Origin of the sequence: Roseovarius aestuariivivens (assembly GCF_004761875.1) — a bacterium.
GTDB classification, from domain to species: Bacteria; Pseudomonadota; Alphaproteobacteria; order Rhodobacterales; family Rhodobacteraceae; genus Roseovarius; species Roseovarius aestuariivivens.
Map to the genome: position 1 here is coordinate 132,866 of NZ_SJEY01000003.1, position 22,224 is coordinate 155,089.

Annotated in this window: 21 protein-coding genes; 8 read left to right on the forward strand and 13 right to left on the reverse strand. The window is 61.5% G+C overall.

Features of this window, described 5'->3' with window-relative positions:
- Positions 1-28 precede the first annotated feature (28 nt).
- The 6 genes from lpdA to EZV60_RS06105 all read right to left on the reverse strand — a co-directional run bounded on the left by lpdA (position 29) and on the right by EZV60_RS06105 (position 8,362).
- Positions 29-1,426, reverse strand: coding sequence for a dihydrolipoyl dehydrogenase (gene lpdA, locus EZV60_RS06080; protein ID WP_135503349.1), 1,398 nt, complete (start codon positions 1,424-1,426; stop codon positions 29-31).
- 130 nt (positions 1,427-1,556) lie between these two features.
- Positions 1,557-2,141, reverse strand: a complete 585-nt coding sequence (locus EZV60_RS06085) for a DUF924 family protein (protein ID WP_135503351.1) — start codon at positions 2,139-2,141, stop codon at positions 1,557-1,559.
- 103 nt (positions 2,142-2,244) lie between these two features.
- Positions 2,245-3,513, reverse strand: a complete 1,269-nt coding sequence (locus EZV60_RS06090) for an MFS transporter (RefSeq protein WP_135503354.1) — start codon at positions 3,511-3,513, stop codon at positions 2,245-2,247.
- 192 nt (positions 3,514-3,705) lie between these two features.
- The gene (locus EZV60_RS06095; RefSeq protein WP_135503356.1) at positions 3,706-3,987 is read right to left on the reverse strand and encodes a hypothetical protein; all 282 of its coding nucleotides are present in this window, start codon (positions 3,985-3,987) and stop codon (positions 3,706-3,708) included.
- Entirely contained in the window at positions 3,984-5,060 is a 1,077-nt protein-coding gene (gene queA, locus EZV60_RS06100) for a tRNA preQ1(34) S-adenosylmethionine ribosyltransferase-isomerase QueA (protein WP_135503358.1), read from the reverse strand. Before queA ends, EZV60_RS06095 begins: the two co-directional genes overlap by 4 nt.
- Positions 5,057-8,362, reverse strand: coding sequence for an AsmA-like C-terminal region-containing protein (locus EZV60_RS06105; RefSeq protein ID WP_167853473.1), 3,306 nt, complete (start codon positions 8,360-8,362; stop codon positions 5,057-5,059). The genes queA and EZV60_RS06105 overlap by 4 nt, the downstream gene beginning before the upstream one ends.
- A 178-nt stretch (positions 8,363-8,540) precedes the next feature.
- Here EZV60_RS06105 and EZV60_RS06110 point away from each other — a divergent pair, with 178 nt between their 5' ends.
- The 4 genes from EZV60_RS06110 to EZV60_RS06125 all read left to right on the forward strand — a co-directional run bounded on the left by EZV60_RS06110 (position 8,541) and on the right by EZV60_RS06125 (position 11,943).
- The gene (locus EZV60_RS06110; RefSeq protein ID WP_135503363.1) at positions 8,541-9,002 is read left to right on the forward strand and encodes a peroxiredoxin; all 462 of its coding nucleotides are present in this window, start codon (positions 8,541-8,543) and stop codon (positions 9,000-9,002) included.
- Between the two features lie 20 nt (positions 9,003-9,022).
- On the forward strand, positions 9,023-9,823 hold the full coding sequence (locus EZV60_RS06115; protein WP_135503886.1) for a ferritin-like domain-containing protein: 801 nt from the start codon (positions 9,023-9,025) through the stop codon (positions 9,821-9,823).
- Positions 9,824-10,067: 244 nt separating this feature from the next.
- Positions 10,068-11,390 (forward strand): M23 family metallopeptidase, encoded by a 1,323-nt coding sequence (locus tag EZV60_RS06120; RefSeq protein ID WP_210115062.1) that lies wholly within the window; start codon positions 10,068-10,070, stop codon positions 11,388-11,390.
- Complete coding sequence (locus EZV60_RS06125; RefSeq protein WP_135503367.1) at positions 11,380-11,943, forward strand: bactofilin family protein; 564 nt, start codon at positions 11,380-11,382, stop codon at positions 11,941-11,943. Before EZV60_RS06120 ends, EZV60_RS06125 begins: the two co-directional genes overlap by 11 nt.
- Positions 11,944-12,023: 80 nt before the next feature.
- Here EZV60_RS06125 and EZV60_RS06130 read toward each other — a convergent pair whose 3' ends face one another.
- Positions 12,024-12,608, reverse strand: a complete 585-nt coding sequence (locus EZV60_RS06130; RefSeq protein WP_135503370.1) for an HNH endonuclease — start codon at positions 12,606-12,608, stop codon at positions 12,024-12,026.
- A 221-nt stretch (positions 12,609-12,829) separates the two neighbouring features.
- On the opposite strand from EZV60_RS06130, the gene EZV60_RS06135 reads away from it, so the two are divergent.
- Positions 12,830-13,264, forward strand: coding sequence for a VOC family protein (locus tag EZV60_RS06135; RefSeq protein ID WP_135503372.1), 435 nt, complete (start codon positions 12,830-12,832; stop codon positions 13,262-13,264).
- A 68-nt stretch (positions 13,265-13,332) separates the two neighbouring features.
- Here EZV60_RS06135 and EZV60_RS06140 read toward each other — a convergent pair whose 3' ends face one another.
- The 6 genes from EZV60_RS06140 to EZV60_RS06165 form a co-directional block, all read right to left on the reverse strand.
- Positions 13,333-14,124 (reverse strand): FAD binding domain-containing protein, encoded by a 792-nt coding sequence (locus EZV60_RS06140; RefSeq protein ID WP_135503374.1) that lies wholly within the window; start codon positions 14,122-14,124, stop codon positions 13,333-13,335.
- Positions 14,125-14,138: 14 nt separating this feature from the next.
- The gene (locus EZV60_RS06145) at positions 14,139-16,502 is read right to left on the reverse strand and encodes a xanthine dehydrogenase family protein molybdopterin-binding subunit (protein ID WP_135503376.1); all 2,364 of its coding nucleotides are present in this window, start codon (positions 16,500-16,502) and stop codon (positions 14,139-14,141) included.
- A 46-nt stretch (positions 16,503-16,548) separates the two neighbouring features.
- On the reverse strand, positions 16,549-17,034 hold the full coding sequence (locus EZV60_RS06150) for a (2Fe-2S)-binding protein (RefSeq protein ID WP_135503377.1): 486 nt from the start codon (positions 17,032-17,034) through the stop codon (positions 16,549-16,551).
- 100 nt (positions 17,035-17,134) lie between these two features.
- Positions 17,135-18,130 carry a molybdopterin-binding protein gene (locus EZV60_RS06155; protein WP_135503379.1) on the reverse strand — a complete coding sequence of 332 codons (996 nt, stop codon included), beginning with the start codon at positions 18,128-18,130 and terminating at the stop codon, positions 17,135-17,137.
- On the reverse strand, positions 18,127-19,092 hold the full coding sequence (locus tag EZV60_RS06160) for an XdhC family protein (RefSeq protein ID WP_135503381.1): 966 nt from the start codon (positions 19,090-19,092) through the stop codon (positions 18,127-18,129). The genes EZV60_RS06155 and EZV60_RS06160 overlap by 4 nt, the downstream gene beginning before the upstream one ends.
- Positions 19,093-19,238: 146 nt before the next feature.
- Positions 19,239-19,805: a biotin transporter BioY gene (locus EZV60_RS06165; protein WP_135503383.1), complete on the reverse strand. Its 567-nt coding sequence runs from the start codon at positions 19,803-19,805 to the stop codon at positions 19,239-19,241.
- Positions 19,806-19,923: 118 nt separating this feature from the next.
- Between EZV60_RS06165 and EZV60_RS06170 the strand changes: the two genes are divergently transcribed.
- The 3 genes from EZV60_RS06170 to EZV60_RS06180 all read left to right on the forward strand — a co-directional run bounded on the left by EZV60_RS06170 (position 19,924) and on the right by EZV60_RS06180 (position 22,168).
- Complete coding sequence (locus EZV60_RS06170; RefSeq protein ID WP_135503385.1) at positions 19,924-20,574, forward strand: SDR family NAD(P)-dependent oxidoreductase; 651 nt, start codon at positions 19,924-19,926, stop codon at positions 20,572-20,574.
- Between the two features lie 137 nt (positions 20,575-20,711).
- Complete coding sequence (gene surE, locus EZV60_RS06175; protein WP_135503387.1) at positions 20,712-21,494, forward strand: 5'/3'-nucleotidase SurE; 783 nt, start codon at positions 20,712-20,714, stop codon at positions 21,492-21,494.
- Positions 21,495-21,505: 11 nt separating this feature from the next.
- Complete coding sequence (locus EZV60_RS06180) at positions 21,506-22,168, forward strand: protein-L-isoaspartate(D-aspartate) O-methyltransferase (RefSeq protein ID WP_135503888.1); 663 nt, start codon at positions 21,506-21,508, stop codon at positions 22,166-22,168.
- Positions 22,169-22,224: the final 56 nt, after the last annotated feature.

Consider the following 22,224-nt stretch of genomic DNA (forward strand, 5'->3'; position numbering starts at 1 on the left):
GCTCAATGCGCCGCCGGGGTTTTCCCGCTTAAACGTGGATCACCCGGCCATAGGCATCAAGCACGGATTCGTGCATCATCTCGGATAGCGTCGGGTGCGGGAATACCGCGTGCATCAGATCCTCTTCCGTGGTCTCGAGCTGCTTACCGACGACATAGCCTTGGATCAGCTCGGTCACTTCTGCGCCGACCATGTGCGCGCCCAAAAGCTCACCGGTCTTTTCATCGAAGATCGTTTTTATCATGCCTTCGGACTCGCCAAGGGCAATCGCCTTGCCGTTGCCGATAAAGGGGAAGCGTCCCACCTTGACCTTGTGACCGGCCTCTTTCGCCTGTGCCTCGGTCATACCGACGCTGGCGATCTGAGGATGGCAATAGGTGCAGCCCGCAATGGCATTCGGCTCGACTGGATGTGGATCGCCACCGGCAATCAACTCTGCCACCATAACGCCCTCGTGGCTCGCCTTGTGCGCAAGCCACGGCGCGCCCGCCAAGTCACCAATCGCGTAAATCCCGTCGACGCCCGTGCGGCAGTGCGGATCGGTAACCACGTGGGATTTCTCGACCTTGATACCCAGATCTTCTAGCCCGAGCCCCTCGGTGTTTCCGACGATGCCAACGGCCGAAATCACCGTGTCGAAGTCGTGCTTCTCGACCTTGCCCTTAACCTCGATATGGGCGGTAACCTTGCCCTTGCCGCGATCCAGCTTCTTGACCATGGCTTTTTCCATGATCTTCATCTTCTGCTTTTCGAAAGCTTTCTTGGCAAAGGCGGAAATCTCGGCGTCTTCGACCGGCAGAATACGGTCCATGACTTCAACCACGGTCGTATCCGCGCCGAGCGTGTTATAAAAGCTCGCGAATTCGATCCCGATCGCGCCCGAGCCGATGACCAAAAGTTTCTCTGGCATACGCTTGGGCATCAGGGCGTGCTTGTAAGTCCAGACCAGCTCACCGTCGGCCTCGAGACCCGGCAGTTCGCGTGCCCGCGCGCCCGTGGCCAGAACGATGTTCTTTCCAGTCAGCTCTTCGGTCTTGCCATCTTCGGTCTTGACCTTGACCTTGCCCTTCCCGGCCAAGGTGGCCTCGCCCATGATGGCGGTCACCTTGTTTTTCTTGAGCAAATGACCGACGCCAGAATTCAGCTGCTTGGAAACCGCGCGTGAACGTTTCACCACCGCTTCAAGATCGTAATCGATTCTTTCAGCCTTCAGACCGAATTCCTTGGCCCGGTGCATCAGGTGAAACACCTCGGAGGAGCGCAGCATCGCCTTCGTCGGAATGCATCCCCAATTGAGGCAGATCCCGCCCATGTGTTCACGTTCGACCACCGCAACGCTCAGACCAAGCTGCGCGCCTCGGATCGCCGCGACGTAGCCGCCGGGGCCTGCGCCGATCACGATCATGTCAAAGGATTTGTCCGCCATGTCTGTCTCCGGGCTTTGCAAGATAGGAATTTAGTTTGGTGTTAAACTATCTACTCCGCAATCACAACGCGACAATCCCGTCGGCGCGCGTCACAGCACCGGCGGGTCGGTGTTCAAGGATGTACTCTGATCAGGCGGCGTCTTCTTTTTGCAATTCGCGCACCGTTCTGCCATAGCCGCCGCCCTCGACATAATCGGCCTCGCTTCCCGAAGAAGGGCGCGAGAGCGCCTCGTTACGGTAAGGGAACCGGCCGAAACGGCGGATCACTTCACGATGGGCGCGGGCATGCAAAAGGTTGCTGGCGCCGGTTTCGGGCAGACGCTCGCAGATCAGGCGCACGCACCGATCCTGATCCGACAGGTTCTCCGAGTGCATCAAAGGCAGGTAGAAAAACTGACGCGCCGGTTCGTCGATCCGCATGTCCCAGCCACGGTGGATCGCCGCCTTGGCCGCTGCCAACGCCTGCTTGTCGGTGCTGAAAGCAAGACCATCGTCGCGAAACATATTGCGCGGAAACTGATCCATCAGAATGATATAGGCCAGCGTACCGCTGGGATAAGTCAACCAAAGACCGAAGGTACCCTCGGCGGCGTTGCGCCAAGCAGCTTCGAATTTGTTGCGGATCTCGGCGTCAAGCTCGGAAGACCCCTCGTACCAACCTTTCGGCCCAATCTCGTCAAGCCAGTAACTCAGAACTTCTTCCGGGGCTGTCATGTCGTACTCCTCAACTCAGCCAACCTTGGTGTCAGGTTAACTTTTTCAGCACAACGCTGAACAGTAAAAATTTGCAACAGCGGCAATAGATCGTGACACATGGTTAAACTGCCGCAACCTCGTCCTCGTTTTGATCCTGCGCGGCATCATGCGCTGCCTCTTGTGCAAAGTAGATCGCTGCGGGCGAAACACCCGGCGATACCGCGGCATAGCTTTCGGTTTCGTCTCTGGAAGGCGCAGGACGGACCGTCATGCGGTACGCCGCATAAACCACCAGTGCAGCACTCAAACCACCAATGAAAACAAAGTACCCGCTGGGCCCCATCAGCCCCATGATCCAGCCCGTCAGGAAAGGGCCGGCCACTGCCCCGAGGCCGTTGATGAAGACCATGCCGCCAGCAGCAGCGGCCATGTCCTCATATTGCAGGAAGTCGTTGGTATATGCGATCAGCAAAGAATAGAGCGGGTTGGACATACCGCCAACCACGAAGGCCGCCACCAGCAGCATGGTGAAGACGCTGCCGAAGATCGCGCCTATCAACGCGCCCGCCGCGCAGGTCGCCGTGACAATCAGGATGAGCAATCGGCGATCCATCCGGTCCGAAAGCCAGCCTAGCGGATATTGGAGCAGCATCGCCCCGACGTAGAAGGCCGCGACGAATATTGAGATCTGTGCCACCGAAAGTCCTGCCTGCGCGCCATAGACCGCAGCCATACCAAACTGAGCGGAAAATACGCCTCCCATCAGGAACATGCCGACGCACCCCAACGGCGAAACAGCAAAGATCTCGCGCAGGCTCATCGGCTTGGCCGTCTCGAAGGCGGGTGTCGGACTGATCGAGAGCAGGATCGGAGCGAAAGACAATGAAATCAGCACTGACGGAATGATGAACAGGATAAAGCCGCCAGGGTCGGCGGTCAGCATTAGCGCCTGCGCCCCTGTGATCCCGACCATCTGCATGATCATGTACAGCGAAAGGGCCTTGCCCCGGTTTTCATTCGTGGCGGCGTTGTTCAGCCAGCTTTCAGCGGTCACATAGACGCCCGAAAAACAAAACCCGACCAGGATGCGCCCTGCCCCCCACGCGTAGGGATTGGTGAAAGCGGGATAAAGGATCATCACTGCCGAAATCAGCGAAGCGAGGGCCGCGAAGACCCGCACGTGCCCCACACGCCGGATCATTTCCGGTGCGGCACGCGATCCGAAAAGAAATCCCAGAAAATAGCCGGACATCACCAGTGACATTTCAAGCGTGGTGAAACCTTCGATATCGCCCCGGATACCAAGAAGCGTACCTTGCATGCCGTTACCGACCTGCAGCAGCATCATTCCGAGCAAAAGCGCCCATGCGCTCGACAATACCGAAAACATTTTGGGTCCTTAAAAATCCTGCTCCTAGTTGAGCGGTGGCCTCCGGATAAAGGGCCGAAACCTCTGCGTCGCGTCGAAACGCGACTCAGAGTGGTCCCGCCGCGCCTCCCTTACAAGTTCAGCCAGCAGGCACAACAGGCTTTCAACCCGACGCTGCAACGGCTCGCTCAAGTAATGGTGATCGACACTAGGCTAGTCGTCGTTCGCTTTCCTGTCGGAGGGCAATGCCGCTGTCTCTTCCTTTTGCAGATCGGCCAAGCTCGCCCGCTCAAGTTCTTCTTTTGTTAGACCGGTCAGGGTTCGGAACACCCAAAGCTTGACCTCTTCCCGCTTGAGGGCCTGGTTTGCGGCAAACACGATCAACGCAGAAATCAGACCGGCGATCACGTAGTTCATGACAAGAAGCGCAGCGCTTGTGATCAGTCCGACCCACATCACACGCCGCACGAAACCGGGAACGTGGCTCAGCTTCATTTGTCCTCTCCTTGATTGCCGGTCGTGCCGGGAATCAGTAGCGATGCATCGCCATAACTGAAGAAACGGTATTCCTGCGCCACGGCATGCGCATAGATTTGCTTGATCCGTTCCTGCCCCATCAAGGCGCTGACAAGCATCATAAGCGTGCTTTGCGGTAGATGAAAATTCGTCATCAGGGCGTCGGTAATTTGAAAAGCAAAGCCGGGATAGATGAAAATATCAGTCTCGCCTCGCCAAGGCGCAATCTCGCCGCCTCTGGCGGCGCTTTCAATCAGGCGCAGCGCTGTGGTGCCAATGGGGATCACGCGACCGCCAGCGGCCTTTGTCGCGACGATCTCAGCTGCTGCTGTCTCGCCAACCTCTCCCCATTCGGCGTGCATCTTATGAGAGGTCACATCCTCCACCTTGACCGGAAGAAACGTACCGGCGCCTACGTGCAATGTCACATGCGTGAACGACACGCCCTGCATGGCCAGCGCGTCGAGCAATTCCTGATCGAAATGCAGGCTGGCCGTGGGGGCCGCGACGGCCCCGGCATTGCGGGCAAAGACGGTCTGATAGTCTTCCTTATCCTGCGCATCTGCCTTGCGGCGGCTCGCGATATAAGGCGGCAACGGCATTGCCCCTACCTGATTAAGCGCCTCGTCGAAAGCGGCGCCTTCCAGATTGAAACGCAATAAACCCTGTCCGTCGTTTTTCGCTTCAAGCACGGCTTCGAGCCCTGCCGCGAAGCGAACGACCTCTCCCTCGCGCAGTTTCTTGAGCGGTTTGATCATCGCCCGCCACGCGCCGTCCGCCGTGATATCAAGCAGCGTCACCTCGATGCGCGCCTCGCTTTGGCCGGTCTCGCCTTCTCGGCGACGTGTTCCGCTCAGGCGTGCCGGTATCACCTTGGTGTCGTTGAGCACCAGCCTGTCTCCGGGCCGCAGCCAGCGCGGCAGGTCAAATACTCGGTCATCCGTGATCCGATCGCCTTCGGCCACCAGCAGGCGCGCCGACGACCTCGGTCGCGCGGGACGCGTGGCGATCAGATGGTCCGGCAAGTCGAAATCAAAATCCGAAAGCTTCATCTGCCCGTCTGTCGGTTATCGAAGCTGCGAACCCGTGGACCCTGCTCACGACCGTTTTCGGAAGACACACCCGTCTCTTCGCCTGTGGTGCCCAAGGGCGGCTGCTGACGCGGCGGGGCGCGCCGGAAAATCTCGCGAAACATGCCTGGTGTGAGCGCAGACAAAGGATTGACGCTCACCTGAGGATCGTTCGCCGGGCCTTTGAGCGTGTAATTAAATCCGAAAAGCCCTTCGCCGCGTCGGGTGAACAGCCCACCCACCGCATTGACCATGTAAATAGGCGAAATGACGCCCTGCATATCCATGCGCTTGCTGTCCAGATAATAGTATCCGTCCATCGAGATTCCCATCGAGGCTCCTGTTGCGCTGCCGGAATAAAGCGTGACTCTTTGGGGGGAAAGTTGAAATCGGGCATCGACCTGTTCGAAGTGGATGCCTTCGCCGCCTAGTTGCTCCAGAAGACCCACAACGCTGATCGCGTTGAGCAAAGCCGCCATCGACGGCGCATTCTTGATCCGCATGCCGCCGCGCATCTGCAGGCGTCCCTCGTAGGTGCCCGGAGCTTGACCGGGCAGCAAAGTGAGATCAAGCCGACCGTTTCGCGCCTGCCGCATCAATCCGGCAGAGCCGAGAACACCGCCTGCATCGTCTGATTGGATGCGAAAGGCACTGCGCCCGCCCTGCGGTGTCACACGGCCCGCAATCGGTGTGTAGCCGTTGATCCGGCCCGAGAAATCTCCCCGTGCGCCTCCGGCAAGTTCAAGCTCTGCCCGGAAATCGGTCAAAGCGATCCCTTCGGAAACTTGCAATCGGTCTAAAACGATTGACACCGGACCGCGATCCGCCCTTGCGCCGCTGCCGCCCTCCGCGCCGCCGGCCAGCGACGTTTCCCTCAGATCGATCACGCCGCCGAGGACTCTTACCGCCGGCGGGCGGTCTCCGCGACCCACCAGTTCCACAGGTGCGTCGATCCAATCGCCGACACGCACCCGCGTAAATGAGGCACGGTCGAGTTGGCCATCAGCCTGCAAGCTTACGTTGCCTCGCGCCTCGAGTCCCGGCCCTTCGACCACAAGCCGATCGATTGACGGTGGTTCACCCAAACGCCCGAGAACCTCGAGCCGCCCGGTCGCACCGCGCGCCAAGGCCCAGCCGAGTTGCGGCAGGCTAAGCCCCACGCCAGCCAGATCCGAGCTCAACTCGAAATCGCCAGGTTGTCCTTTCGCCAAGGTGATCTCGATCTCGGCCTGGCCTTGACCGCTCAGACTGCCAGCAGGCAAGCCTAGACGAAACTCTTCGGCGAACCGGTCCGACAACTCCACCCAACCTGTCACGACGCTTTGGCCGCCCCCCGGAACCTCTGCAAGACCGCTTTCGAAAGTCGCGTTGAAGGGAACACCCCCAAGAAGGCCCGCACCGGATACAGTCAGCGTCTCGCTATCTGCACGCACCGCCAGGTCCGGCGCGCTGAGAACGCGGCCCGGGACGAGCACGTCGCTGCGAACATCGCTGAGCGTCCCGCCAACATCGAACGCCACCTGATCCGTCGTGAGCTTTTCCAGCAGGAGAAAATCGAGCGTGCCTTTCAAGCGCGCCCGGCCTTGGGCAAGGGCAACAGCCTGTCCGGCCTTTTGCATGAATCGGAACGGCGGTTCATCGAGAAGTGACAATGCCGCCGTCACCGTACTTTCGGTGCGCAGTTCGACATGCGCGGGCGTTTGCTTGATCCTCACATCCGGGATCTGGAAGGATGTACCCGAGATGTCGATCTGACCGCCCTGCGGTGCCGTAACATGACCGCCAAGAGCGGACACAACGAAGCGATTTTCATCGAGCGTTGCATGGCCATGGGCGGCCTCGATCACCGGCAAAGTTTTAATGAAACGGGTCGAGAAGTTAGCGAAATCGAAGCCGAGAAAATAATCCGGCGCCGCTTCTGGGCGCGCGCGCAAGGCAAATTGGATATCCTGCAGGTCGGCGGTCCGCACGTTTTCGACCAACCATGAACGGGTCTTGTCCTTTACCGTTTCGGGCCAAAGCGCCAACAGTCTTTCCGGCGTTATGCGGCCCATGCGCGCATCGACGCCAAGTTCCCAGCCGCCCGGTTCTGCCCGCGCCTCGCCATGTGCGACAAGAACTTCTCCCTGGTCGCGCAGGCTGAGTTGACCGAGGCTTATTATGAAAGGATCCAACTGCAGCTTGAGATCCATCAGCGCAGAGTCGAGCGTGACGGGCGCGGCGTAAAGTCCGGCGGGATTGGCGCGGATATCACCAAGCGTGGCCTGCAGGAGAATTTCACGCGGCCCACCGTTTTCGACGCCGACAAGATAGGCGCGCGCTTCGGCTCGCGTGCTCACCCATTTGCTGTCGACCGAAAGCTCGTTGAAGACGATCACCTGGTCATCGGGATCATAGGTGAAATAGCTTTGGACGCTTTCGAAGGCGATTGGCTTGGTGGCCGCATTCGGGCGTATGGCACCGGCGCCGATCTGCAAGGTCGCATTGAGCGGGCCAAGCCGCCCATCGGAATCAACCCCGGCACGGAGCGCGCCCGAAATCGGCGCATCGAGCGCGGTCAGCCAGGCAAGCGCGGGCGATTGGCCGGCAATGTCCCGCGCAGGCATGTCTTCAAAACTGATGCCGACTTCGGCTTCCGTTTCTCCGATTAGGCTGCTGTAGTTCATTTCCAGGGTCGTGGCGTAGGCGCGTTCGCCCAAAAGGGCAAAATCGCCCCGCACATTCAGATCACGACCGTCCCGGTTCAACGCAACGCGCCCGCCATCCACGGTCCAAGCGCGGTCGGCGCGGGCGTCCTCGTATCTGACATTCAGGTTGTCCGCCTCGATGCGATCAAGCGCGGCAAAGGCCGGACGTTGCAACAGTGTGTCCACCTGTTCGATGAGACCCGCGATATTCGCCGCCTCGCGGACGGGCTGCATCCCCGTACCCACGCTCAATCCGATTGCACCCTCTTTGTTGCGCCGCAACACGACTTGCGCACCAGACAAGCGAACGAAGTTTGGCCGCAATTCTCCCCGCAGGAGGGGACGTAACGCGACCGCGCTCTGCACATCGCTGAGGTTTGCCAAGTCGGCGCCACCTTCTCCGCGTATGGTCACGTCTCGCAGCATCAGGCGCGGCACGAAACCATCCTCGACGACCATCGCGACGTCACCAAAGGCGAGGTTCACGCCGCCCAGCTGATTGTTTATGCGCTGCGTAATTTCGCCCCGAAGCCAATCGGGTGCAGAAATGCGCGTTCCGAGCGAGACAAGAAGCGCCAAGGCAAGGGCGCCGGTCATGAGAACAAGACTGGCAACACACCAAGCACCAACCCTCCAAAGCCGGCGGCCCTTCGTCTTTCTGGTTGTCTGTTCCGTCATGGATCCCGTTCGGGTGCGATGGCGACCACCCTTGGCTTTATTCTCGCCCGCCGTGCCCTAATATGGCATCCACACGCTCAAAAACAAAGGAAAGCAAATGGCCGAAATCGGCGACACCGCTCCTGACTTCACTCTACCCCGCGATGGCGGAGATACCGTGACCCTGTCCAAGCAACGCCCCACACCGGTTGTTCTCTTTTTCTACCCCAAGGACGATACATCCGGTTGCACCAAGGAAGCGCTCGGGTTCACGGCGCGTGCCGCCGATTTCGAGGCTGCAGGCGCACGTGTCTTCGGCATTTCCAAAGACACGGTCGCGAAACACGAAAAATTCCGGGACAAACACGGGCTGCAGGTGCCACTTTTGTCCGATGCCGAGACGGAGATTTGTGAAGCCTATGGGGTCTGGAAAGAAAAGAAGATGTACGGCAAGACCTTCATGGGTATCGAACGCACCACGGTCCTCATCGATGGTGAGGGCAAGATCGCGAAACTTTGGCCCAAGGTAAAGGTGCCCGGACACGCGGAAGAAGTGCTCGACGCCGTGCGTGCGCTGTGACGGCGCTCAGCCTGTGCGAAATGGCGGTGGAGGTGCTGTCCACCGCCGATGGCCGCGAGAAAACAGCCCTGTCGCGTGCGCATGCCGCAGCTTGGTTCGCCGCGCGCAACGCGGGCACGCCGATCTCCTTGGGCCGCGCCACGCCACCCGAACGGCCTTCACGCCCGGAAAAGCCGCGTCTGCTTGATCCACGCGACGTGCCCCGTCGCCGTACCGGAAGCGCGGCTGGCCGCGTCGCGCTCTTGCATGCAGTGGCGCATATAGAACTCAATGCCGTGGACCTGCACTGGGACATTATCCCGCGATTTGCCGACACGCCGATGCCGCTTGGGTTCTATGACGACTGGGTGAAGGCGGCAGACGAGGAATCGAAGCATTTCAATCTGATGTGCGACTGTCTTGAAGCACTGGATAGTCACTATGGCGCACTTGATGCACATGCCGGCATGTGGCGCGCGGCCGAAGATACGTCCGAAGATTTCATGGGCCGCCTCGCCGTCGTCCCAATGGTGCTCGAAGCGCGCGGTCTGGACGTGACCCCGGGCATGATCGAGCTTTTTGAGAAAGCGGGCGCAACTGATGCCGTAGACGCACTCCAGACAATCTATGCCGAGGAGGTCAGCCATGTCGCTTATGGCTCGAAATGGTTTCACTTTCTCTGTGGCCGGCACGATCTCGATCCGAAAGACGTCTTTCACGATCTGGTCCGGCGCTATTTCCATGGCGGGCTCAAGCCGCCGTTCAATGAAGAAAAACGCGCCGAGGCCGGATTGCCGCCGGATTTCTATTGGCCGTTGGCCGGAACATACGCGAACGGATAGGATGCGCGGGACGTCAAGCCCTTCATAATCGGCAACTTTTCGCCAGTTTGGCGGCAATTCGCCATAGCCCCGGACAACCATTGGTCAAAAATCTTGCCCAGCCGGAAAGCTCTGTGTACCCACGTGGCGACGGTGCCGCCGGTCAATCCGGACGCTTAATGGACAACCGCGCATGGATCGGGACAGGACCTCGCGGACAATGTCGGAGCACCGATATGGGGAACGGTACAAGGAACCGGTTTTTGTGCGGACACAATTAGCCATCAGACTACACGCCTTGCTAGAGCGGCACTTTCCGGAACGTAGGGTTTTCCTTCGATCCGACAGCGACACACGTTTCATTCGCCTCAAGTCCGAGTCACAGCTGATCGCCTTCCTAGGCGCATCCGCGATCGTTGCCTGGGCCATCATCGCCACCGCCATTCTGGTGATGGATTCGATCGGGTCAGGCAACTTCCGCGAGCAGGCGAAACGCGATCAGCGCACCTACGAGGCCCGGCTCAATGCACTGGAAGACGAACGTGACAAGCGCGCCGAAGAAGCACTTGCCGCGCAGAACAGGTTCAATTCCGCGCTGGAGCAGATTTCCGTCATGCAGACCCAGCTCCTTGCGTCCGAGACCCGCCGCCGCGAGCTGGAAACCGGTATCGGCGTGATCCAGTCAACGCTGCGTCGGACCATGGGCGAACGCGACAGCGCCCGGGATGAAGCTGAAGCTCTGGCTCTTGTAATGGAAGGTGCCGATGGCGCGCCCGTTCCCGGGCAAAACGCTGCAAGCAATGATGATGGGGCGCTGGATTTCCTTACCGCGGCGCTGGCAGAGACGGCACAGCAGCGCGACGAGATCGAGCGCAATGCGCAGGACGCTCTCTTGCATGCCGATGAAATGGCCGCGCGCATTCAGCTTCTCGAAGACCAGAACGATCAAATCTTCCGCCAGTTGGAAGAGGCCATGACGATCTCCGTCGAACCGCTCGATAAAATGTTCCGCGCGGCCGGTTTGAATACGGACAATCTGCTCGATACCGTGCGCCGCGGCTATTCGGGCCAAGGTGGCCCGCTAATGCCGCTGAGTTTCTCGACCCGCGGCGAAGATCCCTCGCCCGATGCGCTTCGCGCGAACCGCATTCTCGGACAGATGGACCGGCTTAATCTTTACAGGATCGCCGCAACCCGCGCGCCCTTCGCCATGCCGGTCAAGAATTCGTTCCGCTACACCTCGGGTTTCGGAATGCGGTGGGGCCGGATGCATTCCGGCACCGACTTCGCCGCCCCGCATGGCACACCGATCTATTCGACCGCCGATGGCGTTGTGACCCATGCCGGCTGGCAATCCGGATACGGTCGCCTCGTCAAGATCCAGCATGAGTTCGGGATCGAAACGCGCTACGCGCACATGTCCAAAATCCGCGTGAAGAAGGGCCAAAGGGTCTCGCGCGGACAACAGATCGGTGATATGGGAAATACTGGACGTTCCACGGGCACACACCTACACTACGAGGTCCGTGTCGGCGGTAAGGCCGTCAACCCCATGATCTACATCAAGGCTGCTAAAAATGTTTTCTAAAAGCAAAATCAACGACCCCGCTCCGAAGGCAGATTCCGCGGCCAAGACGCCCGCTCCCGAAACGCGCAAGGATGTTCCGCGCGCAGACACGGGCGGCGAATTCAAGGCGTCGGCTCCGAAGGCCAAACCGCCCGCATCGATTCTGTCGACCGATCTGCATGTTACAGGCAATCTGAAAAGCACAGGTGACATCCAGGTTGAAGGCACCGTCGAGGGTGACATCCGCGCGCATCTCCTGACGATCGGTGAAGGTGCGACGATCAAAGGCGAGGTCATCGCAGATGACGTCGTTGTGAATGGTCGTATCGTGGGTCGTGTACGCGGCCTGAAGGTTCGCCTGACCTCGACCGCACGGGTCGAGGGCGACATTATTCACAAGACGATCGCCATTGAATCCGGCGCCCATTTCGAAGGCTCGGTGCAGCGTCAGGATGATCCGCTCAACCCGGGCGGCGCCAAGAAAGCCCCGCCGCAGCAAAATGCCGGTGGCGGCGGTCAGGGTGGCGGTGGCCAGCAGCAGCGTCCGCAGGCGGCGCAGGGCCAGAACAGCTAAGCAGCGAAAAGCTGAAAATTGTACAAAAGCGCCCTACTCTGTAGCGGCGCTTTTACATTTTGTACAAAATTCCGCCGGGCCTACGCCTCCAGCTCCGCGTCCCAATAGAGGAAATCGAGCCAGCTTTCGTGCAGATGGTTCGGCGGGAATTTGCGGCCCATGTTGCGTAGCTGCTCTGCCGCCGGCGCGCGCGGCGCTTTGCGCAGGCTCAGCCCGGACTGACGCAGGCTTTTGGCCCCTTTGCGAAGATTGCACGGACTGCAGGCTGCCACCACGTTTTCCCAGCTGGTGATCCCGCCCTTGGCGCGCGGCACCACATGGTCGAAGGTCAGATCGCCTTTCGATCCACAATACTGGCATCGGAATTCGTCCCTCAGAAAGAGATTGAAGCGCGTGAAGGCCACGCGCTTCTGAGGTTTTACGTAATCTTTGAGGACGATCACCGAAGGTATCCGTATCTCTGTCGAAGGGCTTCGGACTGTGCTTTCGTACTCGGCCACGATATCCACCCTGTCGAGGAACACCGCTTTCACCGCATCCTGCCAGGGCCAGAGCGAAAGCGGGTAGTAGGACAAAGGCCTGTAATCCGCATTCAACACCAGCGCCGGATGCTGCCTGAGCGCGGCTGGCTCCCTCACGAAATCTGTTCTGAAATCACCATCCATCCTGATAAGAACCCCTGCCCGAACGCCTCTCTCATTGCGTCGGGGCGGGACGCGCCGCCCCTTCATTGAAACTACTATATCTCGCGTTTCGACCCTGACAAGCCCCGCATATAGCAGCAGATTTAGACTTTGACGTAATGTCGGTTCGTAACCGTGATATGACGAATTTTTCCGCAACGCCCCCGTTTCCCTCTGGTCGTCGCGCGCGTAGTCTGGGCAGCATGACCAAGAAAGATAGCCTTCCCCCGGCCCCCCCGATCGATGCCGTGCTTGAAGCGGCGCTTTACACCACCGATCTGGACGCCGCAGAGGCGTTTTACGGCGGCGTTCTGGAACTGGAAGAAGTGGTGCGCGTGGACGGACGGCACATCTTTTACAGGGTCGGTGCGACGATCCTTCTGATCTTCAACCCCGAGGCCACCAAGGTGCCCACCGATAACCCGCGCCTGCCGGTGCCAGCGCATGGCGCGACCGGCAAAGGGCATCTGTGCTTTGCGGCAACGCGCGAGCAAATGGCGGCATGGGCCGACCGGCTGACCGCCGCGGGCCATCCCATCGAGGCGGATTTCGAATGGCCCAATGGCGCGCGGTCGATCTATTTTCGCGACCCGGCGGGCAATTCGCTGGAGATGGCGGAACCACGGCTCTGGTCATAATCCCGCGCGCATAGGAAAAGGCCCGGCGGATATGCTCCACCGGGCCTTTTGACGCCTTCAGGCAGATTTCAGTGCGCGGCGTCGACCGCCCGGCGGGCCATCACGCCCACAAGATGCGCGCGGTAAGCTCCGGATCCGTGCAGATCCGAGATCATGTTATCCGCAGGCGGGCTCATCCCTTCGAGCGCCGAGGAAGAGAAGTCACTGTTGAGCTTTTCTTCGGCCTCGGTCCAGCGGAACACGCCCTCTTCCGAAGCACCGGTCACGGCCACGCGCACGCCGTCGGCATATTTGGCCACGAAGACCCCCACCAGCGCAAAGCGCGAGGCGGGCTGTTCGAACTTCATGTAGCATGCCTTTTCCGGCACCGGGAATTTGACTTCGGTGATGATCTCGCCTTCCTCCAGCGCGGTGGCGAACATGCCCTGGAAGTAGTCATCCGCCGCAATCTCGCGGCTGTTGGTCACGACGGTCGCGCCGGAGCCGAGCACGGCTGACGGATAACAGGCCGAAGGATCGTTATTGGCCAGGCTACCCCCAAGCGTACCACGGTTGCGCACCGCCGGATCGCCGATCTGCCTGGCAAGTGCGGCCAGCGCGGGATACTTGCCCGCGCCCGCCGCCACATCGGCGTGGCAGGTCGCCGCGCCGATGCAAAGACGACCGTCGTCGTCCTCGCAGATGCCCTTCATTTCGTCGATACCCGTCAGGCTGATCAGCTTTTCAGGCGCCGCCAGCCGCTGTTTCAGCGTGGGGATCAAGGTTTGCCCCCCCGACAGCGGCTGGTTCTCGTCGCTTTCCTTCAGCAGCTTAACCGCGTCAGAAACGGTGCTGGGGCGTTCGATGTCGAATGCATACATAGCGATCTCCTCCCTTAGCCCTGCATCGCCGACCAGACGCGCGAGGGCGTCAGCGGCATGTCGATATGGGTGACGTTCGAATGCCCAGCGCGTTGCAGCGCGTCGACCACGGCGTTGACCACGGCAGGCGGGCTGCCGATGGCGCCGGCCTCGCCACAGCCCTTCACCCCGAGCGGATTATGCGTGCAGGGCGTCTGGCAGGAATGGTCGACCTGATAGAATGGCACATCATCGGCGCGCGGCATGGTGTAATCCATGTAGCTGGCCGACAGAAGTTGACCGTCGCTGTCATAGGAACACTGTTCCAGCAGCGCCTGCCCGATCCCCTGCGCCAGACCGCCATGGACCTGCCCCGACACGATCATCGGGTTGATGATGTTGCCGAAGTCATCCGCGGCCGCAAAGCGTTCGATGGTGACTTTGCCGGTGTCGGGATCAACCTCCACCTCGCAGGCATAGGCGCCCGAGGGATAGGTGAAGTTCGCCGGATCGTAAAACGCGGTTTCCTCCAGCCCCGGCTCCAGATCCTCGAGCGGGTAATTGTGCGGCACGTAGGCCGCGAGGGTCACGTCGCCCCAGGCCACGGATTTATCCGTGCCCGCGACGCTGAACTGACCGTCCTTCAGCTCGATATCGGCCTCGGAGGCCTCGAGCAGGTGGGCGGCGATCTTCTTGGTCTTGGCGATGATCTTTTCGGTGGCCCGGACCATGGCCGATCCGCCCACGGCGATGGAGCGCGAGCCGTAGGTGCCCATGCCCATCGGCGTGTTGGCGGTGTCGCCATGCTCGATCTCGACCATAGAGGCGTCGATGCCAAGCATCTCCGCCACCACCTGCGGGAAGGCGGTTTCGTGGCCCTGCCCGTGGCTGTGGCTGCCGGTCATGACTGTGATGCCGCCCGTGGCGTTCACCCGCACGGTTGCACTCTCATAAAGACCTGCCCGCGCGCCAAGCTGACCAACAAGGTTGGACGGCGCGATGCCGCAGGCCTCGATATAGCAGTTCACGCCAAGCCCGCGCAGCTTTCCGCGCGCCTTGGATTCCTGCAGCCGCGCTTCGAACCCGCTGAGATCGGCGATCTCGGAGAGCTTGTCCATCGTGGCATTGTAGTCGCCAGTGTCATATTCAACGGCGACGGGCGTGGCATATGGGAACTCGGTGATGAAGTTCTGCCGGCGCAGCGCGATCGGGTCGACGCCCAGTTCTCGCGCGGCCTTGTCGATGACGCGCTCGAGCTGGTAGGTCGCCTCGGGCCGCCCGGCCCCGCGATAGGCGTCGACCGGCACGGTGTTGGTGAAGACGGCCTTTACGTTCACGTAGATATTCGGCGTCTTGTAATTGCCCGCCATCAGCGTGCCGTGCAGCCAAGTCGGGATCGACGGCGCGAAAGTGCTGAGATACGCGCCCATGTTCGCGTAGGTTTCCGTGCGCACCGCGGTAAAGTTGTTGTCCGCATCCAGCGCCAGTTCGATCTTGGTCACGTGGTCGCGGCCATGCGCGTCCGAGATGAACGCCTCGGAGCGTGAGCAGGTCCATTTCACAGGGCGGTTGAGCGCCTTGGCCGCGAAGGTGCAAAACGCCTCTTCGGCATAGTGATAGATCTTGGAGCCAAATCCGCCGCCCACATCGGGGGCGACGACGCGCAGCTTGTGCTCGGGAATGCCCAGCACGAAGGCGCCCATCAAGAGGCGGATGACATGCGGGTTCTGCGACGTGGTGTAGAGCGTGTGATCGCCGGTCGAGCGGTTGTAGTCGCCGACCGCGACGCGCGGCTCCATCGCGTTGGGGACCAGCCGGTTGTTGACCAGTTCCAGCGTTGTCACATGCGCGGCGTTCTTGATCGCTTCATCCACGGCGCCCTTGTTTTCCTCCACGAAACCCCAGTCGTAGCAAAGGTTCGAGGTCAGATCGTCATGCACCTTGGTGGCGCCGTCCTTGAGCGCCTCTTTCATGTCCATGACGGGCGGCAGGTCGGTGATGTCGGGCATGATCGCCTCGGCGGCGTCGCGCGCCTGCTCGCGGGTTTCGGCCACCACGGCGGCGATGGGATCGCCCACATGGCGGACCTTGCCGCGGGCCAGAACCGGGTGTGCCGGCTCCTGCATCGGTTCGCCGTGCCGGTCGGTCACCTGCCAGCCGCAGGGAATGCCGCCCACCTCGGCGAAATCCTCGCCGGTGAAAATTCGGATGACACCCGGCATGCCCTCGGCGGCGGACGTGTCCACGCCGTTGAGCGTACCGTGGGCCACATCCGAGCGCAGAAAATGCACATAGGCCTGCCCGCGGATGTTGATGTCGTCGGTGTAATTGCCGTTCCCTGTCAGGAACCTAACGTCTTCGCGCCGCTTTGTGCTGGCGCCGATGCCGTCCTTGGGCATGTGAATTCCTCCCTGTGGTCGGTGGGCCTCGGCCCACCCTGCGCCGTTATTCGGCGGCGATCTTGCTGACGTCCTGACCGCTGGCCGCCAGGATCGCCTTGACGATGTTGTGGTAGCCGGTGCAGCGGCAGATATTGCCTTCGAGATATTCCCGGATCTCTGCCTCGCTCGGCGTCGGGTTTTCCTGCAAAAGCGCCTCGGCGCTCATCACCATACCGGGCGTGCAGAAGCCGCATTGAAGCCCGTGATGTGTCTGGAACGCGTCCTGGACCTTCGACATCGTGCCGTCCTCGGCCGCGATGCCTTCGATGGTGGTCACGCTTGAGCCCTCGCACTCGGCCGCGAACACGGTGCAGGCCTTGATCGCCTTGCCGTCGACATGAACCACGCACGCCCCGCACTGGCTGGTGTCGCAGCCCACATGCGTGCCGGTCAATCCCAGGCCATCGCGCAGAAAATCCACTAGAAGCGTACGACCTTCGATATCTCCGGACGCAGGCTTGCCGTTCACGGTCATGCTGACCTGTGCCATCGGCTCCTCCCATATCGTTTTTTGTTTTTCACTAGATTGAGTTAAACACGCCACAGGCGACTTGAGAAGCCGGTAAATCGGCCCCGCGACCGTTCACCGCCTACGACTTTTGTCGGCGTTCACGAGGCTGCGGCCGCGTTGGGATTTCCTTGAGCAGGCCGCCCACCCCCATCGCCGCGATATCCGCGCTGGTGACCTGAATGCCGCACGCCACGCGGCTCAGAACCCAGTCGGCGCCGTGCAGCACCGGCGACCGCGCGCTTCCAGGCAGTCCGATCACGGGTTTTGTTCCAAGATCTCCGAGAAAAAGCAGGTTGCCCGGGTCGACCGGCATACCGAAACGTTCGACACGCCCGCCCGCCCGTCGCAGCGCGGCGGGCGCTGTATCGGCGGGGTCCGAAGTGGCCGAACCGGTGAGGATAAGAACGATCGCCCCATGTGCCCGGCTGATGGCCTCGGAAAGGGCGCGTTCGTCATGGGGTACGGTCACAGTTTCCACAAGCCGCATGCCAAGGCCCTTGAGACGCGCCTCGATGGCCTCCACGCCTTTTGCACCCGGCCCGCCCGGACTGTCGGTAACGATCAGGCTTGCATCCTCATAGACTGGACGCGCCAGGCGTACCGCCCCGTGTCCAGCGTCGGATGCCGCCATGACCAGGCTTCGGCCGACCGCGTAGGAAATGATCTTGATCGTGGCGATCATGCCGCCGGTCTGGATCTGGTGAAAGGGCGGCACCGTCGCGACCGTCACCATCGGATCGACCTCGTTGGCCGCGTTGATGCGGGCGGCATCGATCAAGACGACGCCGGGCGCTTCGGCGATGAGGTTCACGCGCCCCGTAAAAGGCGCGCTGAACGCGATGCCGGGCGCCCCTCCCTGCAACGCGGTCGCGAAGGCCAGAGCAGCCTCGTCTTCATGCAGATCGCCGGGTTCGAGCCGTGCGACCGTGACCTCGCTCATCCCCGCCTCTCGAAGGCGTGCAATGTCGACCTCGGTGATCTTGTGCCCCTTGCGCAGGCGCGTGCCGCCCAGGCGCAAAGAATGGGCCAGGATCGCATCCCGGGCTTTGGCCAACGGCACAGCGCCGAATTTCATCCGCCCTTCCTCAGAACTTGCAGAATTTCCGCCAGAATCGACACCGCGATTTCCGCCGGGCTGGCCGCACCGATATCAAGGCCGACGGGCCCGTGGATTCGCGCGATCTCATCATCGGAATATCCCAAGGCCAGCATTCGCTCGACCCGTTTGGCATGGGTCCGCGTCGACCCGAGCGCACCGATGTAAAAACAATCGGACCGCAGGGCCTGCGCCAACGCCGGATCGTCAAGCTTTGGATCGTGGGTCAGAAGAACGAGCGCGGTCCGCGTATCAAGCCCAAAGGCCTGAACGCCTTCGTCGGGCCAGTCGTGCAGAATCGTCTCGCCGGGGAAACGCGCCTCGGATCCGAAACTTTCCCGCGGGTCGATGAGCAGCGGATCAAACCCGGCGGTGCGCGCCATCGGCACAAGTGCCTGCGCGATATGCACGGCCCCCACCACGATCAGGCGCAGCGGCGGGTTGTGGATGGCAACAAAGGTTTCGCCATCGGCCTCGAAGCCGGACCGGTCCATGCGAAAGCGCTCGTCGTGACCCTCCCGCTCCAGCCGCCGCTCGGCTGTCAGGCCGGTCACGTAGGCCACCGGCACGCGGGCCTCGCGCGCCAGAACGAGATCCTGCAGCCGCGCCTCGGGCAGAACGGATCCGACCGGCTCGACCAAGACGCGGATCGTGCCACCACAGGCAAGCCCGACGGCAAAGGCATCGCCGTCGCTGACGCCATATTCCAGCATCACCGGCTTGCCCTCTTCGATGGCGTCCAGCGCCTCGGCCACCACCGCGCCTTCGACGCAGCCCCCAGAAACCGATCCCTCGATCTCGCCCTCGCCGGAAACAGCCAATTGGCTACCGACGCGGCGCGGTGCGCTACCCCAGGTTTCGACCACGGTGGCGAGGGCCGCGCCCTTACCGGCGCGATACCAGTCCAGCGCGATTTCTGGAATTCTGTCGAAGCGATCCATGCAGTTCCTCCCGTCGCGCAATATGGGATGGGCGCACGGTCAGTACAAATCGAATCCGAGCGGCTGGCAATCGCGCAGGACGTTTGCCCGACACGAAAACGCCGCCCCGAAACCAGAGCGGCGCCAAGGCTTTCTCTTCAGGTCGGTCAGTCGCGGCGCAGTTGAAGCGCGCGCCACCCCCCCCAGACGATCATCGCCGCGATCACGGCCTTAAGTGTATCGCCGATCAAGAAAGGCGCCATCCATACCGACCAAAGCTCGGGCATCGTCTTGCCCATCATCAGCGCCGGCCAGGCAAGTCCCGGAAGGTAGAGCAGACCAGAAAGCAGAATGCCGCAGGCAACCGTCGAGACCAAACTGCGGGCGAGACCCTTTTCGACGGCAAGCCCGGCAAGCCATGCCATCGCGACGTACCCGTAAAGAAACCCGGCGGTCGGCCCGGTCAGCGACGCGATTGACCCGCCATTGGCGAAGACCGGCAGGCCCATCGCACCCCAGCCGAGGTACGTGACCAACGTAGCAAGGCCAAGACGCGACCCGAAGCTCAGTCCGACGACCAGGATTGCCAATGTCTGCAGCGACATCGGAACCGGCCAGCCGATGCTGACCTGCGCAGCCATCGCAATCGCCAGCGAGCCGCCAAGAACAAGTCCAAGTTTCCGGATCAACCCTTCATGGCCGATCATCGCCTTGCTCAAAACCATCTCACGCATCGGGGGGCTCCTTTTGCCGCTTTGTCCTTCTGTTTCGCTTTGTGTTTTTCGCCTCCGGACTGCGAAAGTCAAGCGATTGCGCTTGAATTCGCGCGCGCGGGATGGGATTTGCGCTGACATGACCGAGGAACACGCACGCCCCCTTGCCCTTATCACAGGCGCCTCGCGCGGGTTGGGCGCCGCCATGGCGCTTGAACTGGCCGCGAGCCATCATGTTCTTGCCGTCGCGCGCACCACCGGCGCGCTGGAAGAGCTTGACGATCGCATTCAGGCAGATGGCGGACAGGCGACGCTTGCGCCGATGGACATCACCAACGAAGGCGCGATGGCCCAGCTGTGCCGCTCGGTTTTCGACCGGTGGGGCACGGTCGATATCTGGGTGCATGCCGCGATCCATGCGGCGCCTCTCTCGCCGGCCGGACATATCGATGCCAAGGATTGGCAGAAATCGGTCGACGTGAATGTAAATGCCGTCGCACGGCTGATCCCTTTCGTCGCGCCGCTTTTGCGGGAAGACGCGCGTGCGGTCTTTTTCGACGATCCGCGTGCGGGCGAAAAATTCTTCGGCAGCTATGGGGCCACGAAGGCGGCGCAAATCGCCCTCGCGCGCAGCTGGCAGGCGGAGAACGCCAAGATTGGCCCCCAAGTGCACATCCTGTCGCCCGCGCCGATGAACACGGCGACCCGCGCCCGATTTTACCCCGGCGAGAACCGCGAGGTGCTGGCCCATGCAAGGGACGAAGCGCGTCGCCTGCTCGCCGAGCTTTGAACACGTCATGGCTTGCGTTTTGGTACCAGCCCGCGAAGCGGTCATGACCAGGCGTCCACGCAACTGACCGCCGCCCCGCTTGCCCCGCGCGCGGCGCGCCGCTACACAAGGCGAAAGCACCGGGCAGGAGCGGAATTTTGCGCATTCTCATCACCAATGACGACGGCATCAACGCGCCCGGGCTGGCCGTGCTCGAAGAGATAGCGACATCGCTGGCCGGCGCGGACGGCGAAGTTTGGGTCGTGGCCCCGGCCTTTGAGCAGTCGGGCGTCGGACATTGCATCTCGTTCACGACCCCGATGATGATCACGCAGATGGAAGACCGCCGCTACGCCGCGCAGGGCAGCCCCGCGGATTGCGTGCTGGCCGCCATCCACGACGTGATGAAGGACGCGCCACCCGACCTGGTGTTGTCAGGTGTCAACCGGGGCAATAATTCGGCGGAAAACGCGGTTTATTCCGGCACGGTGGGCGCCGCGATGGAGGCCGCGCTTCAAGGCGTGCCGGCGGTGGCGCTTAGCCAGTATTACGGCCCACGCAACAAGGATCTTGACGACAAGTTCGAAGCCGCCCGGCAGCACGGGCTGAGCACCTTGCGCACGCTTCTGGATAAAGGGGTGTGGGAAAAGGACGATTACGGTATCTTCTACAATATCAATTTTCCGCCCGTTCCGGCCAATGAGGTCGAGGGCCTGCGTGCCGCGCGCCAGGGCTTTCGCCGCGACATGGGCTTCGGGGTACAGCCCACGACCTCGCCCTCGGGGCGGCGTTTCTTGTGGGTAACCGGCGCACCGCAGCAGCAGCCCACTTCGGAAGGGTCCGATGCGGACTGGAACCTTAAAGGATATATCTCGGTGACGCCGATGCGTTGTGATCTGACGGCCCATGACGCGCTGGACGCCCTGAAGGCCATAGAGTGACAGCCCTCACCATGAGCGACGCGCCCGATCACGACGATATCGCCCAACGCAAGATGCAGTTTCTATTCGCGTTGCGGTCGCGCGGTGTGACGGATGCGCGGGTGCTCACGGCGATGGAAAAGATCGACCGTGGTCCTTTTGTCCGAGGTCATTTCGCGGCGCGCGCCTACGAGGATATGCCGCTGCCCATCGCCTGTGGGCAGACGATCTCTCAACCGTCCGTGGTGGGACTTATGACCCAGGCGTTGCGGATCAGCCCGCGCGACAAGGTGCTTGAGGTCGGAACCGGCTCGGGGTACCAGGCCGCGATCCTCAGCCAACTGGCCCGGAGGGTCTATACCGTGGACCGTCACAAGCGGCTTGTGGTCGAGGCCAACGCGATCTTTCAGCAGCTTGACCTGACCAACATCACCGCTTTTACCGCGGACGGGTCGTTCGGCCTGCCGGAGCAGGCGCCCTTCGATCGCATTCTCGTGACCGCCGCCGCCGAAGACCCGCCGGGGCCGCTCTTGGCGCAGCTCAAGATCGGGGGTATCATGGTATTGCCGGTCGGTCAGTCCGACGCAGTGCAAAGCCTGATCCGCGTCACGAGGACCGAAACGGGGTTTGACTACGACGAATTGCGGCCTGTGCGGTTCGTTCCGCTGCTCGAAGGCCTTGGGCGGGACGGCTGAGCTAAGTGCGTGAGGCAAATTGTATCCGACGCTCCGGTCAACAAGGAGCGCGCAAA